Below are 17,221 nucleotides of genomic sequence, written 5' to 3'. Positions count from 1 at the left end.
CCACATATAAGCATTATCTAGTACATATCTAGTTTTGATGGGACGTAGAATTCACCATTCTCATTCATACGATGACGCTCTCCAGGTTCTAAAACCTGTAGTGCTTTTTGTCCTGTTATTTGCTCGTATTCACGTATGAGTTGGGTCATTGATACCATACGGTCGAGCATCCGACGCAGCATCTCCATTCCTTCTTGATCTCTAAGCACTTCACCTTTTTTGTCACCCATTAAGATAGCTGGAAAACCATACCCAACTAAAATCATTCGATTTAAGAGCGCACATTGGAGCATTTGATTGTACACTTCGACATGCCCCATTCTTCTCCCCGTAACCATTACTCCAGCCACCTTATTAGTTAGTGTTCGGTTATGTCGCAAAAAACCAGTGCCAATCCGCTCTAAGAAAGCAGACATCAAGGGTGTTGCACCAAACCCGTGCACAGCACACGCAAAAATAACACCGTCACTAGCTTCCATTAGATGGACTGCACGTGCTGCATCATCATTTTGTATGCATGGTTCATTACGAAAATTACAGTCTCCACATGCCCCACATGGTTCAATATTAAACTCGGCTAAAGAAAAAATTTCTAGAATAACACTTTGATTTTTTAGATAATTCTTTGCCCATTCTAAGGCTCGTGCGTTGTTTCCATCGACTCTCTCAGATCCATTAATAGCGACATACCTGATTTTATTCGTCATAATCTTTTCCATAGCGCCTAATTAACCCAAATCAGAACCAACATGACATTTCCGCAGCCGGAATCAATTAGCCAGTTATTTAAAGTTCCATGTAATTGATTAAAGGATACATTGTGCATAATTCTTCAGCCTCTGAACGAAACACTTCATGTATAACTGGGTCTAGCACAAATTTATGCTCATCAAGCGGCTTCACTGCATCTAATATCCGACAAAACAAATCAACAACTTGAACACACCCTAGCTGGTCTATGTGGCGTTGTGCCAAGGATCCCGTACCAATACGTAACCCACTTGTGACGAATGAAGAACGAGTCTCTCCGGGTACTCTATTCTTGTTAACTATAATTCCACATTGCTCCAGTGCTGATTCAGCAATGGAACCAGTGATAGAGCCATGCAGACGAATTAGAATTGTGTGGTTCTCAGTCCTTCCCCCTATAACTTCATAGCCATGTTTCTGAAACTCTCTTGCTATTGTGTCAGCTATGATTCGAATTCGTTCCATATAAGCGTCAAACTCTGACGACATCGCATAGCCAAAAGCTGCTGCTTTCGCAGCAATCATATTGATAGCTGGGGCTCCCTGCATTCGAGGGAATACTGCTTGTTCCAAAGTACGTGCAAATGTTGTTTTCAAGCCTGAAACCTTTTCGTTGGCATCACGTCCAGACATAATCAAACCACCGCGTGGTCCCGCAAGCTGTTTATGAGTACAAGTAGTAGTTATATGTGCGAAATTGATTGGGCTAGGGTGTCGTCCAGTTGCAACAAGTCCTGCAATATGCGAAATGTCAGCAAGCAAAATTGCTCCTGTTTCATCGGCAATTTCTCTGAATTGTTCAAAATCTACAATTCTTGAATAAGCGGTAGCACCACAGATAATTATACGAGGATGATGAATATGAGCTAACCTTCTCACTTCATCATAATCTATAAGCCCTTCTGATGTGGTACCATATCCAATTGCTCGGTAATATGTACCCGAAAATGTAACAGGGCTACCGTGAGTAAGGTGCCCCCCATGATCAAGGCTCATACCTAGCAAAGTATCTCCAGGTTCAAGTAAAGCTGAAAGTACCTGATAATTTGCACTTGATGCTGAATGCGACTGCACACCTGCATATTGAGCACCAAATAACTCCAGTGCTCTTCTGATGGCTAAGGATTCGACTAAATCAACGTTCTCACATCCTGCATGATACCGTCGACCAGGAATGCCTTCTGCTGTAACATTTACTAACGCAGAAGCTGATGCTGCTAGAGTTCTAGGAGTAACGGCACAGCAAGACGCAACTAGCGACAATGTTCGGTGCTGACGTCTTACTTCGTCATCTAAGAGCTTTGCAAGTTCTCCATCTTGTATTTCTAAATCAGCTAAACCTCTTTGCAGTAGACTGGCTTGGTTCTGGAGTAATTTATTATTGACTATCATTTTGTATCCTTTCTTTTGCTATTGTTCTTTTGTTTGTTACAAATGAAAGAACCGTATCAGAAACTTCTCTAGAATGTGTACGCACGAAGTAATGTCCACCACCGACCAAACTTATTGAATCAACGACATCGACAAAACTTTTCCATTTTTCTACTACGTCACTGAATTGAGGTGTAGCAGGATCTGAGTCACCCAATAGTACTAGTGCAGGTATTCCACGTGCTGGCTGTTGCATTAAAGTTTTATATGCTTCCGCTGCGATTAAATGATCTCTCCTGCCTCGGATTAACATTTCATTAATTTCTTCATCAGTCAGTCCAGAAAATGCTCCTAAAGATCTTAGATATTGACCCCATACATAATCTGAAGTGTTCTCAGATTCATATATTGCTATATCTGGATCATCCATTGGGCTTGATGCAGCCACCACAAGAGATAGAGAAGTAGTCATGGATGACATAGCCGAGGCTAAGCAGGTAGCCATCGCTGCCCCAGCACAATGCCCATAAATAATGAATTGATTAGCATTAATGTCTTTAATTTCACTAACAAGTGTACTAACTAATATGGAAAAATCTGATGCAGTCTTGATATCTAGATCACCAAAATCTACTCCAAATACACGTATTCCCTGACTTTCACGAAACAAGTCTTTATATACTGTAGGGTCTCCTCCACCAAACGGAACACCAATTACAGCAATTGATCCACTGGTAGAGCCTTCATCATATAGAGGGATAAGTTGTGCACTACGGTTAGTATTTCTAGAAAGAACATACTTGGCTAAATTTTCTGCTGTTGGATTTTCGAAAATAGATACTATTTGTAAATTTCCACCTAATCGAGATACCACACGAATAGCATCGAAAGAATCACCGCCAAGCTTGAAGAAATTATCATTTGGTGAAACAAACTCGATATTAAGAACATCACTAAATACATTAATTATTCGATTTATTTCGTCAGTAAGTTTTTTTTTCTTCGTTTCAATATAGTCAACCATTTTGTTTCCTTCTATTCGAAAGTACATCAGTTAACTCATTAAGTAAGTCAGCTACTGCAGCCCTACTACAAAGTGTCCCTTCTATCTCCAACCGAATCTCTGAGGGATTTATATGTTTTATTTCAATCCCCACAGGAAATGTAGAACTAATAACTTGAGATGCTGGAATTCCGCGGGAAACTGCCCCATTAATGAACAACTCAGACGCACGACAGCATGCTAGCGCTTCGCGAAAAACCGAGCTATGTCGGGCACATGCTTCTAAGCTAACCTTTAGGTTGTAGGGAGCGTATTTTTTCCATCCAAAAGGAATAGCAAGAAGACCTGTCATCATACCTACAGCTCTTGACTCATGTGATAAACGCCAGTTATGCGATGAACATACAGTATTTCCTTCCCGTACCACATTCGTTGTGTTACATAGCATCTTAAGAATTACTTCCTCTGTGGGCTGTTTTTTCTCATTATTAACTGGCTCAATTTGAACTATGCGATGTAAAGTTATTCTTTTCGCCCGAATACTCCATGCTAACCGCCCCGTTTCTGACAACCGCAAAGGAGTCATTGTTTGATTGCACCGCATACTTAGTACACTATCGTCTTTTGCTTCTATGAGTTGGCGTTCCACATAACTATTATAGAGTTGCCGACCTTGCCTCATGTTATGTAATGCTAAATCCATACCTCCTGCACTGGCTACTTGTACTAGATCTCTAATGATCATGAGGGTATGTTCGTCGGCAAGTGCATGGTGTATTGATATGTAGAATCGTTGGTAACCTTCCCTAATAATATAATATATTGCGAATAGCGCTGATCCTGTTCTAATTGCCAATTGCGTTAATCGCAACGTTTCATGATCCGTTACCTCAAAACCTTCAATTGATTTAATATCAATGTATTGCCCCAAAGTTTTACCCCAACCAGAGATAACAAGCTCATACAAAAACTCTTCATCTAATATTATGCCCCCCCTTTTCAGTTGTATAACTGTGGAGATTTCTTGGATAATACCCGAACAAAACGAATGAGCAGCTACAGCCTTTCCCTCAGCACTAAGAGGTGTATCTGTTAATGCCTGCATCATTACCCTCAAACGTTCTACAAATTTTCTATCAGATAAAAGAGGATAAACTCTTTTTGACATATTCAAGTCCTCAAGACCACTCATAATCAGTGGTAAAGGCGTTCGTATTAATATTTTATGCCTTCAATAAAAATGAGATTAAACAAAAAGCTATTAATTAGGTATTTTTATGTCTACGTTTTAATAATTAAACACAAAATATATTTAAAAAAACATTTAATGCCAGTTTAATAACTACTGGCTGTAATGTTTATAATGGTAAATATTTATTTACACTTAAATAATCTCTTTGATATCTCCTTCTCCATTGTTAGATATATGACATTCCATATCGAAATACAAACTATTTATTAACTAATTTAATGAAATTTTTATAATCACCTTATGTAACTAACTAAAATCCGCATAAAATCTTGGATTATGAAAATATAGACTACCAGATTTAGTAGTTTAATTATATTAGTAACAACAAGTTAAAGTATAAAATAGTTACTGCTTTTATATTAAAAACAAAACGTATCAATGAGAATAAATAGCCATATTAAAATATGATATTTTAACTCTAAATTTATTGCAAGTGTTGTTTTATAATTTTATTAAAACCAAACTATACTTCGCTGTTTAATTGTTTAATTGTTTAATTGTTTAATTACTTAGTTGCCTAGTTGCTCATCAATAAATTCATATAGAGAAAATAATAACAAATAGAAACATGACAATGAAAATATTCTATATTATCTATATTACAAACATGAAATGATATTCAGTCTACAATATCATGTGGTTGTCATTATCATGTGGTTGTCATAAAAATATCTGCAATCCATTTTTCACCTCTCATGCAGCATAGTATCTCAGCTAACAAAAATCGATTAAATTTCCAGTAGTTTTAAACTTTCATAGAGAAAACAAACTAATATGAAACGACAAGATTAAAATCAAGTTTAACTATCTGGATATAATTATAAGCCAGGGCTAATGCATAAACGTTTTTTACACTGAATAAATAACCTCTGCTAGCAATAATGTCTTTATTTTGCACAGAAATAAATATATATGTCTATGTTAAAAACTCACTTTCAATCACTTAGCTCATTTTACTAGCATTCATGCGTTAGCCCTGAATTATAAGCTTATTCATTATCACTATTATTATATGAAAATTAATTGTGACTATCATCGCATTTTTTTATTTTTCTTACCAAGAGATTTTACTTTTAAATAACAATCAATGTAGTATGATTAAAAATTAATAAAAAATAATAAATCTGATTCATATAATCCCTATATAATCGGTATTCTTAAGTTATAGCCTATTTTATGTATCTTGATCTCTAACCACATGTATTTATATTAATAAAAACAATAAAATATAGCTAATGCATAGCTGAGTTAATCATTGGCTTATTCTTTTTTTATACATTTAGGACCATTGTTTCTGTTAAGTGAAATATGTCACACTTCACTCCTTTATTTTAATATTTCGCTTATTGCACTTATCGTGTTAATCCAGCATTATCATTATCCTCCAGAGGTTATATATGAATTTCAACCGTATTAAATTGTTATCGGATTTACCTGAACCTAACCAACTTTTATCTAAAATAGAACTCGACCATGAAGTGATATCACATGTAAGCAATAGCAGGAAAATCATCAAAAGAATTTTAAATGGGGAAGACGATAGATTGTTAGCAATTATTGGTCCCTGTTCTGTTCATGATGAAAGTGCATGCCTAGAATACGCATGGAGATTAAAGAGTGCAATGCTGCAATATCAAGATTCATTATTTATTGTAATGAGAACTTATTTAGAAAAACCTAGAACAACATTAGGATGGAAAGGATTTATTTCTGATCCTGATTTAGATGGTTCTGCCCACTACATAGATGGATTATACCGTTCACGAAAACTTCTTTATAAAATTAATCAAATAGGTGTAGCTACTGCTACAGAGATTCTCAATCCATATTTACATACTTATTATTCTGATTTGATTAGTTGGGCGGCAATCGGTGCAAGGACAACAGAATCACAACCACATCGGGAACTCGTATCTGGATTACCTTATGCAGTTGGTTTTAAAAATAATACTGATGGCAACATTCAAGTAATCCTTCGAGGAGGAAAAGAACCCAACTATCATGAAGCTAATATTACAAAAATTAATGAGAAACTAAAGAAACAAGGAGTACTCCAAAGTATCATGGTAGACTTAAGTCATGGAAATAGTCAAAAGAATCACATGCAGCAACCAATAGTAGCTGAGTCTATATGTCGGCAAATAGAAAAAGGCATTATATCTATAAGAGGAGTGATGGCTGAAAGTTTTATTAAAGGTGGTAATCAGCCAATTATTAATCCGTTAGTTTATGGGCAATCTATTACTGATGCTTGTTTAAGCTGGGAAGATACCATAACACTAATTGATAAATTTCATGAAACAATGCTCATCAAACACCAAACCAAAAAAAATGAAGGTAACCTCTTCCAATTCTAAATTAGTGTTATGGCAATAATTATGTAAAATTATTACAAAAAGTCATTATCAAATGATGTGATTGCCATCCTTTCACTGATGATGGGAAATCAGCCCAAATGCATCGTGACCAGCAATCTAAACACCAGCAAATACAACACCGGTTGCCGTTGCATCGACAGGAAGCGTTGTGTAAACAATGCGGATAAATCTCAACAGCCAGATCTACAGTGGCTGGATAATCAAATAATCCGCCTTGCGTGCTTTGTTGGTGGTGGTTCGGTTCCAGTAAGTAGTATTTGCTATTAATATTCTTTCTCCTCATTCATGCCTTATTTTTTACGCCTACTTTCCCTTCGACAACATCTTCTGCATCACCGTCTGTCCGAACATCCCCGCAGATTGCCTGACCTGCCCCACGCCCTGGCTCATCATACCGGCCACATCACCCATTCGCACCCCGGCCCAGGCTAATGCGCCCAGCCAGACCATCGGCAGCACAATAAACAGGGTGCCCATCACCAGCCCCATAATTAAATCGTCCGAGGTATTCTGAATACCCGCCAGATTAAACAGGCTGTGGGTGTCTGAGCCATACAGGGCTTCCAGTAAATAACTGTCCAGCCAGCGGGCGGTTTCCCACCAGAAGGTCAGGAAATTCAGCGCGAAAATCACAAACGTCAGCGTAAAGACGGTCTTAAACTCATAGGCCGCAAACAGCAGGATTAACGGAATTAAGATATACAGTGCCATCAAAATCACCGCCTGCATCATCGGCAGTGCCTGTCGTACTGCATCGAACATCGGCATACTGAGTAATCCCCCCAACAACGCCCCTGCGGAAGACCCGATGCGGTTAGCGCCATCCAATAAGCTGGGATCGGCATTGCCGCCATAGCCTGCGTAGACATAGCCCTCCTGAGAAACCGTCAGATTCACCGGGCTGACCAGACGACGAATGACCGCTTCCTGATAAGCCTGTGTGTTTTTCCCCAATATTTTCAGTGTCGCTGACAGACGCAACCATAACCCCGGATCGGCCTGCGCCAGTACCCGGTCTTTCAGGCCAATTTTAGCGGCTGACCACCAGGCTTTACAGGTCGGGTAACCGTTCGGCCCGGTATAAGGCCGCCCGTTGTCCCGGCTTTCCTGCCACGGAAAGTCCACCCGGGGTGTACGGGATTGCAGTGTCTGGTAATCGCCGGCTAAAAACGTGCGGCTGCCCAGCCAGCCGATATCATTCAGGATAACCGGATCGGTGGTGTGTTCCCGATCGCGTTGTTTCCACTGATACAGTGCCAGGGCATAGCAATCGTGGGTAAAATCCTGCAACTCCGCCGCCAGAGCCGGGTGACGGATACGGGTATGCTGCACTTCAAAGCGCAGTTGCCGCAGATCGGGGCGACAGGGAATGGCGGCCACCGCTGCCTGTGTTAATCCTTTTGACAACCGGTGCACCACCGCCCACCAGAGCGGCACAGCGGCTGTTTGGTTGTTCAGGCTGGACATCACCGGCGCATAGCCACTGCTTTCCGGGGCTTTTGGTGTCCAGGTACCACAGCTTTTGGCGCGGGAGGGGTCATACTGAAGCGTTGTCAGGCTGACATTCACCTGCGGCACACAACACACCACCATGACGAAAAAGGCGCAGTACAGGGTATTTTCAGTCCGGGCAAGCGACTGTAATCCGCCATTGCCGTCTTCTTCACCGCACTCTCTGACTTTCAGCCAAATAGCAATCACTTTTATCACTAACGGCAGCGTAAACAACCCGGTTGCAATCAGAATGTGCCATAATCCGTTATTGACGACCCAGCCGAGCAACGTCAGAAAGTATTCCAGATAGCTGTTAGTCGTCATCGTGTTCCCTCAATATGGCCTGACAGGGCATATTCACCCAGCAAAATAAACAGCAGGCTGGCCACCATCATCCGTATCAGCGTTGCGCGGTATTCCGGAAGATGTTTTGTCCTGTGCCAAATTTTCTGGCCTCCCCAGCCCAGTATGGCATACAGGCCTGACCGCCAGACTAACCAGACTCCCCCGGTTTGAGTCACCCAGTGGTGAATGCGGTTAAATTTTTCTGCCTGATGCACCCCGGCCCAGCCTGTCGCCAAAGTGATGCCCATTACCAACACAATGAGCAGTGATAACACGGCACCTTTTCTGAATACTGAATGCTTCTCTGCCATCATCCGCCTTACCTGCGCTCACGATTTGGCATTTCCAGCTGATAAAAACGCGCATCCGTGCTGTCCGGCACCTGTTTTTGCGGATGCATGTTGATGCGCCGGGTGTCCCGCTCAATAATGGTCAGAATGGCATTACGGGACAGCGCCTGTTTCAGCTGCATTTCATTTTTCAGCGCATTGATTTCCCGGTCCAGCGCATCAATCCGCCGTTCCCCTTCGGCCAGCGCTTCTGACTGTGCTGCTGCATTGGGTTCAGACATGCCGGTAATCAGCATCCGCCGCATCAGTAACGCCGTTTCCACGGTTTCCGCCATCGCCAGTTCACCCGCTAAACGTCCCGTCAGGGCAGCCCTGTCCGGGTCGCGCTGCAACGCCTGAATGACACCTTTGGTTACCGTCAGACTGCCGGTTTTCAGTTTCGTCAGATTGGCCATCGTCAATTTTTCCGTGCCGCTGACCAGCTTCACCAGCTGTTCCGTATTGGTTTTGGTGTGTGCTTCCAGCATCGGGGCAAAGCCCGTGCCCGCGACGGTGGTGCCCGGCTGGTGTTTTTCTCCGCCGCTGGTGCAGTCTGCCGCCTGGGTGCAGGTCCGGATGGCCCGGTCGCCCAGCACGCTGACCACCGCCTCAGCCGCTTCTTGCGCATTGCTGAATTTACGGCAGGCACTGCCCTCGCACTTCAGGCTACTGACCGACGACTGACTCAGTACCGGCAACTGATTCATCATATTAAAGCCGGCACTGGCTAAATCCCGGGTCGGGCGAATGGCATTTTGTCCCTTACCACCCTGCCTCTGCCCCCCAATCCACGGATGCCCGCTGGCACCGGTCGCTTTGCTGCCGGCGTTATTCACACGCACCGCATCACCATCGCCGCCATTGACCAGCGTTTTGTATTCCTGCAAAGCAGCCGATTGCGTCCATTTGGTGTTCTGCGCAAAATCCATCATCTTATTGGCCATCGCCCGGCAATTGAACTGGGCTTTGTCGAATGCCACATTGGCCTGCAACACGCCATTAGTCAGCATGTCATACAACCCCGGATTAGCCCGCTGGATAATCATCGCCGGCAGGCTGGCCACCGCTCCGGTGGCCCCCTGAATCACATCCCCCATCAGATTCTTAAATCCGGCCGTGATACCGTTCAACTGATTGCTGACTGTGGCTTTCAGGTCAAAATTGCCGCACATCAAATCTGAGCGCCAGCCCAGCTCCAGTCCACCGAGTGTGGCAGAGCCACTGCGACTGGCGGGTTCAGAAATCACCGAACCGCCCCCCAGGGTATAGAACAGCGTATCGGACACCGCACCGCTGGCCTCTGCCCCATAGCCCAATGCGCTTCGGTTCACCTGCGGTAATGTCAAAGACAGCCCCGTGGCGTTAGCCTGTGCAGACACGATGACAAGCCCACCGGCTATCAGCCATAACATATTTATTTTTCTCATCATTTATTCCTGTATTCAGATATCCGTACTGCTGAGAAAACGCTGTCCACGCCGCTGGCAACAACTGTAAGGCTGCCACAGGGCATACGCCTGATTGCCATCAATGGCCGCTGTGTGTTCCCCGTCCGGAAATACGGCGCAGGACTGATTTAACGTCGGTGATAACCGTTGCCATTGATGATTTTGGGTGCCGGTATTTTCTGTCACTGGTTCGGGCGGCCAATAACCGACAGCGCGTTGACCTTTTAATGTCTGATAAACATGCGGCTGCCCGGCACGGGTGATAATGTCAGCCACCCGTTGCGCCACCACGGCAGATGCCTTGTCATCATCGGTCTGATTGATGAAACCTGAGCGCGGGTAAATATGGCTCCACAGATTGGCGGATATTGGGCTGCCCAGTTCCCGCTGACCGGGAATAAGCGCTTCCGGATAAAACGATTCCGGCAACCCGGTGCGCCACGCGACAGTATCCAATGTGCTGAGAAAATAAGGCATCAACGGGATGGCCGCACTTCGGCAGGAATAACCGGGAATTTGCCCGCCTATCAGGCCAGTCGCAGGATGTCCAATGGCATCAGCGTATTTGAAACGCAAACTGGTACGGCGCTGGCCTGCAATCTGGCTATTGTGGTGACCGCCGCCGGCGGTCAGGTGGGATAACATACCGATCACGGCATTTTCCAGTCCGCCGGATAATCGGCTGACCTGTGCCATTTCTGTCCATGGATTGCCGCCGGGGGCATGATAGGTGGATACCACCGCTTCGGGGAGATAATGGGTGACTTTGACTGAGGTTTTTACCGTGCAGCCATGCCAGGAACAAAACAGCCAGTAACAAAGGCCGCTGACCCGCCACTGAATACAGGATGGCGAAAGGCTGCTGGCTACAATCTGGGCGGTGTTGAGGGAAGCCTGCGCAAAGGGAGCAAACGCAGCGACCAGAGTGATGACAACAGGAAAAGCAAGGCGGGGTATCTTCATCGTTGACTCTGCTCCCTGAGGGCACTCGCCTTTGCCACATCCGCTGTACCATACACGACGTCCCGGTCATCAAAGACCACGGCAGGGTACTTACGCACACCTGATTGCCAGGCATCAACAACGTCACGATAAGACTGAATCAGTTGCTGTTCCTGCTGATGCCATTGGGGAGATTGCAGCATAGATTGTGCCTGTCTCGCCGCTTGTTGAGGGTTGGCAGAAAGGTGAGAAAAGATTTTCTGCCGCTGTTGCTCAGCCGCATCCAGCCAGACAATTTGTGTGTCCGGGGAAAGGTTAACGGGGACGTGTTGGCTGTCAGTGTAAATCACCGTTTTGGCATGACTCGCTGACGCGGTCATGCATCCCAGCCAGAATAATAAGGTATAGCGCTTTCTCATTCTCACCTTCCCGTCTCTGAACACAGACGGCAAGTGTGCAGGAAAAATGACGAAACATCAGCAAACAATTCTTTTTTGCCTGTGGCAAAAAAGAACCGACACCGCCCATCACACTCCTCCCTATTATAAAAAAGAATAATATTAACTTTTTTTAATAAAAAAATCTGTGTGGTAAGCAACCTTTCCTTTTAACACATTCATTTAATATAAACTTTCTCAAAAAAATGCCGATCAATTATTCACCGTAACATGAGAGATAACAATCAATGAAAAACAACAAGGAATCGCTATACCTGCAAGAGTTAGCTTACTTGCGTGAAAAAGCAAAGTTGATGGCAGCGGAGTGTCCGCATCTGGAATCTTTTCTGAGTACCTCTCATGATCCGGATATTGAACGCCTGTTTGAAGGTTTTTCATTATTAACCTCAAATCTACGCAGCACCATTGAAGACAGTTTTCCGCAAATAACCCATGACATGCTCAGACGCATCTGGCCACATACCTTACGCCCTGTGCCACCGACGACGATCATTCAGTTCACACCCCATCAGGGCGTCCATCAGGGCGCCGTAGATATCCCTCCGGGCGCCCCGATAACCACGGCTGAGCAGGAAAAAGCGCTACGGTTTCGCACCTGCCGCCCCTTGCATATTGAACCGTTCATTGTCCTGAACAGACAGATCCAAAAAACACGGGAATACAGCGAGATAACGTTGACACTGCGCCAAACGGGGGCAGTGTCAGACCGTTGGCAGGTAGGGCAGCTTCAATTTTTTCTTGGTACAGACCGTGAACGAGCGGCTCAGCTGAGTCTGTGGCTGGAACAGTATCTTGATGAGATTTACCTGCGCACGCAAAACGAAGAAAAAAGACTCAGATACAGCAAGTTGTACGGGTGTGATGCTCATGACCCTCACAGTATACTGCCTACCAGCCATAACCATTTTGACCGTCTGCAACGGATGACGGAATACTACTGCCTGCCTCATGTTTTTGATTTTGTGACCTTTGATGCGCTGGATTACCGCGAGTTACCATTAAACCGCGACGGTTCATTTGAGCTGATATTCAGGCTGGAAGGCGAGCTGCCGCTGGAGACATTAGGCGATGCGTTCCAGTTAGGCTGTGTCCCTGCCGTTCACCTGGAAACGATGTCAAGCCAGCCGATCCTGCCTGAAGAAAATAACGCATATTATGCCATTCCGTTGTTAGAAACTGAGCGGTTATTCCAGTTACAGGGTATCCAAACGGCCAGGCAACTCGGTGGAAAACAATCTCACGGTAAAACCCTTCATTTCCAGCCTGTGGCGCAGTTCCACGAGAAAAATGACTGGCTGCTTGATGAAGGGCAACCCAATAACCTCTATTTCCAGCCCCAGCTCTCCATCGATCTGCTTGGGCGTATTCAGAATCGGATACATTTTTTGGGTACGGATGGAAAAGACGCTACCCGCCTGCCGCCACAACCAGTCTGTGCGCATTTCATCGGCTACCATACGCAGGCAATGACATTGACGCCAGGCGATATTACCGAATCCCAGGAATCCGTCCCTGCTCATCTGCGTGCCCGCAATATCACGCCTGTCTCACCGGATTTTCCCCCGATGGTGATGGGAAAATCAGACTGGTCACTGATTGGTGTGCTCAACACCACGCCGTTTTTGCTTTTCAATCCGGTATCACTGAAAGATTTTCTGCGTTTGTATGATTGTTATGCCGAACATGATCGCGCTCTCAGCCGCCGGATGCAGCAGCATATTGACGGTATTGTCGATATGGAAACCCTGCCGGGCAGCCGTCTTGACTTCAGCAAACGAGGTCAGGGACGCCTCATTAATGGCAACACCCTGCATTTACACCTTGATCCAGCGTGTTATGAAAATGACGGCATGATGTATCAGTTCTGTCAGGTTATCGACCAGCTGTTGGCGTGCTTTGTCGTGCGGGATAATTTCATTTTGTTAGAAATTTATCGGCAGGGTGAGCAGGCAGCGTTATGGACATTCCCGCAGCGGGTCGGTCTGCGCAGTGAAATGTAACAATATAAAATAGAAACATAAAAATCAGGAGATAAGCATGCTAAAAAGCGGATTACGTTTTGTTTGCCGGATAGGGGGATTACCTGAAAGTACATTTGCCGTGGCCGATTTTACCCTGCGGGAAGGGCTTTCCGATCTGTTCACCCTGAACCTGACACTGGTTCAGTCTCTGCCCGACAATCCCTTTAAACCGAAGCCGGAAATCGATTTAACCGCGCTGCTGATGCAGGAAGCGGTACTGCAAATCTTCCACGGTGTGAGGGAGCAACGCAAAATCACCGGGATAATTTCCCATGCCGACTGGTGCGGCACCGATGGCAACAAAAACCTGTATACCTTTACTGTGCGCCCGTCCCTCTGGCGGCTCACGCTCAATCAGGACAGCCGTATTTATCACCGGCAAAGTGTGCCGGATATCCTGAAGCTGTTGCTGAAAAAACATCATATTCGCGCTGATTCAAAACTGGAAGATGCCCATCAAAGCAGAGAGTATATCACCCAGAAACGGGAATCCGATTATGCTTTTTTTTGCCGGTTAGCCGCTGAAGAGGGGATCAGCTTCTGGTTTGAGGATGAAACGCTGTTTTTCAGTGACAGTCACCTGCCCATGGCGGCAGACCTGACGCTCAGTTACAACGCCCAGCCAGAAACTGCACACGGGATCGATACGATTTATCAGGTTCGTCTGGGGGTGGGGATGATGCCCCAGCGCACCATCAACAAAGACTTCAACCCGGAACACCCATTTTACGCGCTCTCCCATCTGGAAAGCAACCCCGAATATCAGGCGTTCGGTTCAACGACACCCTATACCGTTTACGAAAGCTATGGCCGTTTTCAGAAGGATGCCGAAGCCAAACCGTTCGTTAAGTACCGCCACGAAGCCCTGAAAAACCAAATGCAGAGTGGCAACGGGCAAAGTAACTGCATCAAACTGATGCCGGGGCAAATTTTCAACATTGCTGCCCATCCCCATGCCCCGCTCAATACTTGCTGGCAGATTGTCGGGATCAACCATCAGGGTCGCTGCCCGCAGGCACTGGGTGACAATGGCGGCGAGGGCACCACACTCAGCAATAATTTCAGTTTTATCGATGGCTATGCCGACTGGCGACCGCCATTTCATTATAAGCCCCTGGCGGATGGGGATGAGAGTGCCACCGTGGTCGGGCCGGAAGGGGAAGAAATCTTTGTCAACAAAGACGGCGCGATTAAAGTCCACTTTCACTGGAACCGCTACGACAAAGCGGATGACAGCGCATCCTGCTGGGTGCGGGTGGCGCAGGGCTGGAATGGCAACGGTTTTGGCTTTATGGCCATTCCGCGCATTGGGCAGGAGGTGATTGTTTCTTACCTTAACGGCGATATTGACCGGCCGATAGTGACCGGCAGTGTTTATAACGCCGTCAACCGCCCGCCGCTGGATTTACCCGCCGCGAAGACCTGCACCACGTTTAAAACCAAAACCCACAAAGGGGAAGGCTTCAACGAACTGCGCTTTGAGGATGCGAAAGGCAGTGAGGAAGTGTTTATTCATGCCCAAAAAGACATGAAAACCACAGTGCTCAACAACCGCGAAACCCATGTGCTGGCTAACCACAGTGAAACCGTCGAAAAAAACCAAACCATCAATGTCTTCGAGCACAAGGAAGAGGACGTCGGGATCACTCATACGCACACGGTGGGCGAATCGTTAGCCATTACGGTCGGCGATGTGATTGAACTGCGTTGCGGCAGTAGCTGTCTGCGGATGGACAAGTTCGGCAATGTCACGATCCAGGGCACCAAATTCCTGTTTGACGCCGCTGATGCCATCCAAATCAGTGCGCAAGACATTGATCTGAACTAAGGAGCCAAACAATGGAATTCAGAAACCTGACCCCGTTTTCTGTCATTAATTACAAAATGCTGGATACCGAAGACGAGGAATATCATGTTGTTGCCATGAAAATCGTCTACCAGCTCCAGCCGGTGGGTTCGGGGCATTACCGACCTGTACTGGCCGCCCCTTATGGCGAACTGACGGTACAGGATACCTTTTCCGGCGAAATGAACCGATCATCGGTTTTGCAGGAAAGTGATTTAGCGCCGCTGAAATTCAAATGTGACGTGATTGTCAATGGTGTCGCCTATGCGCCAGGGGGGGAAGCCTGTGAAAAAGTGCCAGTCCGGTTACAGGTCACCACGTGTGACGGGCAAGCACTGATTGATAAAACCCTGCATGTCTGGGGAGAGCGTGAGTTTCAGCGTGCTTCACAAGGTGAATGGCAACTGACGCCGCCCCAAAAATTCACGACGTTACCGGTGGATTACTGCGATGCCTTTGGCGGGGAATGCAAAGTGTATGAAAAGGATGACGCGGCTGCTTCCGTGCCCGAAGAGGCCCGTCTGACCGACACCCAGCAGGAACAGCACCCGGAAAAAGACAATGCCCCCATTGCCCATGCCACATGGGAATACAATCCGCTGGGGACGGGCTTTATCACCCCGTGGTATGCGAAAGCAAAAGATCTTTCCCGCTACCCGGCACCGCGCATTGAACACCCTGATGCCCCGATAACGGCAGCCCACTTTGCGCAGTGGCTGAATTCGCCGTCGTCCATCACGGAAAAGGTCTGTCAGCCTGCGGGACTGGGTATTATCGGGCGGGCCTGGCTGCCCCGCCGCACACTGGCAGGCACCTATGATGAACAGTGGGTGACAGAACGCCACCCTTATCTTCCCGATGATTTCAGTTTTCGTTACTGGAATAACGCGCCGGACGACCAGCAAATTGACTTTCCCGCCCCTGATATCCGTATTAGCCTGTTCAACCTGACCCGTGACGGTGAACTGCATGTCCAGTTGCCGGGGCACCGACCACTGATTCTGTTGAGAATGCTCAGTGGTGAAATGCTCCCGGAACGGATGTACGCCGATACCCTCATTATCGACAGCGAAGCGCTCACACTTTCCATGACTTACCGTTACCACATTGAAGCCGCATCGCCCCTGCGGGTAATGGAAGCCCGTTTTGAAATGGACCCGGCTGCACCGCTGATAAGACTTGCGTCACCTGATAACAAAGACGAAAGGGAGATACATATTTATGGCTGATAACTACATTGCCCGGACAGGCACCCAGTGGATGGTCATCGGTATTTTGCCGGATGTCTGTAAAACCCCGATTGGTGCATCCACGCCACCTATTCCTTACCCCGTGATGGCCAAACTGGCCGACAGTGATGCAATAGTGAAATCCGTGCGCACCAATGGCAAGCCTGTGGTGGTTTTTGCACAATCATTCGTTCCACAGACGCTGGGCGATCAACCTGGTGTAGCGAATGGCATCAAAAGCGGTACGGTGGGTGGCAAATGCCATCCCAAAACAGATGAGCATTCGAAAAGCGTGCGTGCCGGTAATAAATTGATACTACGCCACGGTGACAAATTCTGGATGAACGGAGCATAA

Annotated in this window: 14 protein-coding genes; 5 read left to right on the top strand and 9 right to left on the bottom strand. The window is 46.2% G+C overall.

Features of this window, described 5'->3' with window-relative positions:
• Positions 1 to 17: 17 nt before the first annotated feature.
• From AAC852_RS14205 to AAC852_RS14190, 4 genes are all read right to left on the bottom strand, one after another.
• Positions 18 to 707, bottom strand: coding sequence for a flavodoxin family protein (locus AAC852_RS14205; protein WP_340621576.1), 690 nt, complete (start codon positions 705 to 707; stop codon positions 18 to 20).
• Between the two features lie 79 nt (positions 708 to 786).
• Positions 787 to 2,142, bottom strand: a complete 1,356-nt coding sequence (locus tag AAC852_RS14200) for a serine hydroxymethyltransferase (protein ID WP_340621575.1) — start codon at positions 2,140 to 2,142, stop codon at positions 787 to 789.
• Entirely contained in the window at positions 2,129 to 3,145 is a 1,017-nt protein-coding gene (locus tag AAC852_RS14195) for an alpha/beta fold hydrolase (protein WP_340621574.1), read from the bottom strand. The genes AAC852_RS14200 and AAC852_RS14195 overlap by 14 nt, the downstream gene beginning before the upstream one ends.
• Positions 3,138 to 4,292: a hypothetical protein gene (locus AAC852_RS14190; protein ID WP_340621573.1), complete on the bottom strand. Its 1,155-nt coding sequence runs from the start codon at positions 4,290 to 4,292 to the stop codon at positions 3,138 to 3,140. Before AAC852_RS14190 ends, AAC852_RS14195 begins: the two co-directional genes overlap by 8 nt.
• 1,481 nt (positions 4,293 to 5,773) lie before the next feature.
• Between AAC852_RS14190 and AAC852_RS14185 the strand changes: the two genes are divergently transcribed.
• Positions 5,774 to 6,733 (top strand): 3-deoxy-7-phosphoheptulonate synthase, encoded by a 960-nt coding sequence (locus AAC852_RS14185; protein ID WP_340621572.1) that lies wholly within the window; start codon positions 5,774 to 5,776, stop codon positions 6,731 to 6,733.
• Between the two features lie 324 nt (positions 6,734 to 7,057).
• Here AAC852_RS14185 and AAC852_RS14180 read toward each other — a convergent pair whose 3' ends face one another.
• Genes AAC852_RS14180 through AAC852_RS14160 form a run of 5 tightly spaced genes read right to left on the bottom strand, consistent with a single transcriptional unit; the run spans position 7,058 to position 11,731 of the window.
• A complete protein-coding gene (locus AAC852_RS14180) occupies positions 7,058 to 8,572 on the bottom strand; it encodes a conjugal transfer protein TraG N-terminal domain-containing protein (RefSeq protein WP_340621571.1) in 1,515 nt (504 codons plus the stop codon).
• The gene (locus AAC852_RS14175) at positions 8,569 to 8,907 is read right to left on the bottom strand and encodes a hypothetical protein (RefSeq protein WP_340621570.1); all 339 of its coding nucleotides are present in this window, start codon (positions 8,905 to 8,907) and stop codon (positions 8,569 to 8,571) included. Before AAC852_RS14175 ends, AAC852_RS14180 begins: the two co-directional genes overlap by 4 nt.
• Before the next feature lie 5 nt (positions 8,908 to 8,912).
• Positions 8,913 to 10,352, bottom strand: a complete 1,440-nt coding sequence (locus AAC852_RS14170; protein ID WP_340621569.1) for an integrating conjugative element protein — start codon at positions 10,350 to 10,352, stop codon at positions 8,913 to 8,915.
• A gap of 12 nt (positions 10,353 to 10,364) precedes the next feature.
• Positions 10,365 to 11,333: a TIGR03756 family integrating conjugative element protein gene (locus AAC852_RS14165; protein ID WP_340621568.1), complete on the bottom strand. Its 969-nt coding sequence runs from the start codon at positions 11,331 to 11,333 to the stop codon at positions 10,365 to 10,367.
• Positions 11,330 to 11,731 (bottom strand): TIGR03757 family integrating conjugative element protein, encoded by a 402-nt coding sequence (locus tag AAC852_RS14160; protein ID WP_340621567.1) that lies wholly within the window; start codon positions 11,729 to 11,731, stop codon positions 11,330 to 11,332. The genes AAC852_RS14165 and AAC852_RS14160 overlap by 4 nt, the downstream gene beginning before the upstream one ends.
• 266 nt (positions 11,732 to 11,997) lie before the next feature.
• On the opposite strand from AAC852_RS14160, the gene tssF reads away from it, so the two are divergent.
• From tssF to AAC852_RS14140, 4 genes are read left to right on the top strand one after another with little or no spacing between them, the layout of a single operon-like run.
• The gene (gene tssF / locus AAC852_RS14155; RefSeq protein WP_340621566.1) at positions 11,998 to 13,770 is read left to right on the top strand and encodes a type VI secretion system baseplate subunit TssF; all 1,773 of its coding nucleotides are present in this window, start codon (positions 11,998 to 12,000) and stop codon (positions 13,768 to 13,770) included.
• 37 nt (positions 13,771 to 13,807) lie between these two features.
• Positions 13,808 to 15,619 carry a type VI secretion system tip protein TssI/VgrG gene (gene tssI / locus AAC852_RS14150; protein ID WP_340621565.1) on the top strand — a complete coding sequence of 604 codons (1,812 nt, stop codon included), beginning with the start codon at positions 13,808 to 13,810 and terminating at the stop codon, positions 15,617 to 15,619.
• Between the two features lie 11 nt (positions 15,620 to 15,630).
• Positions 15,631 to 16,866 (top strand): DUF2169 family type VI secretion system accessory protein, encoded by a 1,236-nt coding sequence (locus AAC852_RS14145; RefSeq protein WP_340621564.1) that lies wholly within the window; start codon positions 15,631 to 15,633, stop codon positions 16,864 to 16,866.
• On the top strand, positions 16,859 to 17,221 hold the full coding sequence (locus AAC852_RS14140) for a DUF4150 domain-containing protein (protein ID WP_340621563.1): 363 nt from the start codon (positions 16,859 to 16,861) through the stop codon (positions 17,219 to 17,221). The genes AAC852_RS14145 and AAC852_RS14140 overlap by 8 nt, the downstream gene beginning before the upstream one ends.

The organism is Xenorhabdus siamensis (assembly GCF_037996745.1).
Classification (GTDB): domain Bacteria; phylum Pseudomonadota; class Gammaproteobacteria; order Enterobacterales; family Enterobacteriaceae; genus Xenorhabdus; species Xenorhabdus indica.
This window is presented reverse-complemented; position numbering and strand designations above follow the sequence as displayed.

Excerpts from the sequence above, each read along its gene's own strand:
- AAC852_RS14165 (WP_340621568.1), bottom strand. The coding sequence starts at position 11,333 with ATGAAGATACCCCGCCTTGCTTTTCCTGTTGTCATCACTCTGGTCGCT.
- AAC852_RS14205 (WP_340621576.1), bottom strand. The coding sequence starts at position 707 with ATGACGAATAAAATCAGGTATGTCGCTATTAATGGATCTGAGAGAGTC.
- AAC852_RS14160 (WP_340621567.1), bottom strand. The coding sequence starts at position 11,731 with ATGAGAAAGCGCTATACCTTATTATTCTGGCTGGGATGCATGACCGCG.
- AAC852_RS14200 (WP_340621575.1), bottom strand. The coding sequence starts at position 2,142 with ATGATAGTCAATAATAAATTACTCCAGAACCAAGCCAGTCTACTGCAA.
- tssF (WP_340621566.1), top strand. The coding sequence starts at position 11,998 with ATGAAAAACAACAAGGAATCGCTATACCTGCAAGAGTTAGCTTACTTG.
- AAC852_RS14190 (WP_340621573.1), bottom strand. The coding sequence starts at position 4,292 with ATGTCAAAAAGAGTTTATCCTCTTTTATCTGATAGAAAATTTGTAGAA.
- AAC852_RS14195 (WP_340621574.1), bottom strand. The coding sequence starts at position 3,145 with ATGGTTGACTATATTGAAACGAAGAAAAAAAAACTTACTGACGAAATA.
- AAC852_RS14175 (WP_340621570.1), bottom strand. The coding sequence starts at position 8,907 with ATGATGGCAGAGAAGCATTCAGTATTCAGAAAAGGTGCCGTGTTATCA.
- AAC852_RS14145 (WP_340621564.1), top strand. The coding sequence starts at position 15,631 with ATGGAATTCAGAAACCTGACCCCGTTTTCTGTCATTAATTACAAAATG.
- tssI (WP_340621565.1), top strand. The coding sequence starts at position 13,808 with ATGCTAAAAAGCGGATTACGTTTTGTTTGCCGGATAGGGGGATTACCT.
- AAC852_RS14180 (WP_340621571.1), bottom strand. The coding sequence starts at position 8,572 with ATGACGACTAACAGCTATCTGGAATACTTTCTGACGTTGCTCGGCTGG.
- AAC852_RS14140 (WP_340621563.1), top strand. The coding sequence starts at position 16,859 with ATGGCTGATAACTACATTGCCCGGACAGGCACCCAGTGGATGGTCATC.
- AAC852_RS14170 (WP_340621569.1), bottom strand. The coding sequence starts at position 10,352 with ATGATGAGAAAAATAAATATGTTATGGCTGATAGCCGGTGGGCTTGTC.
- AAC852_RS14185 (WP_340621572.1), top strand. The coding sequence starts at position 5,774 with ATGAATTTCAACCGTATTAAATTGTTATCGGATTTACCTGAACCTAAC.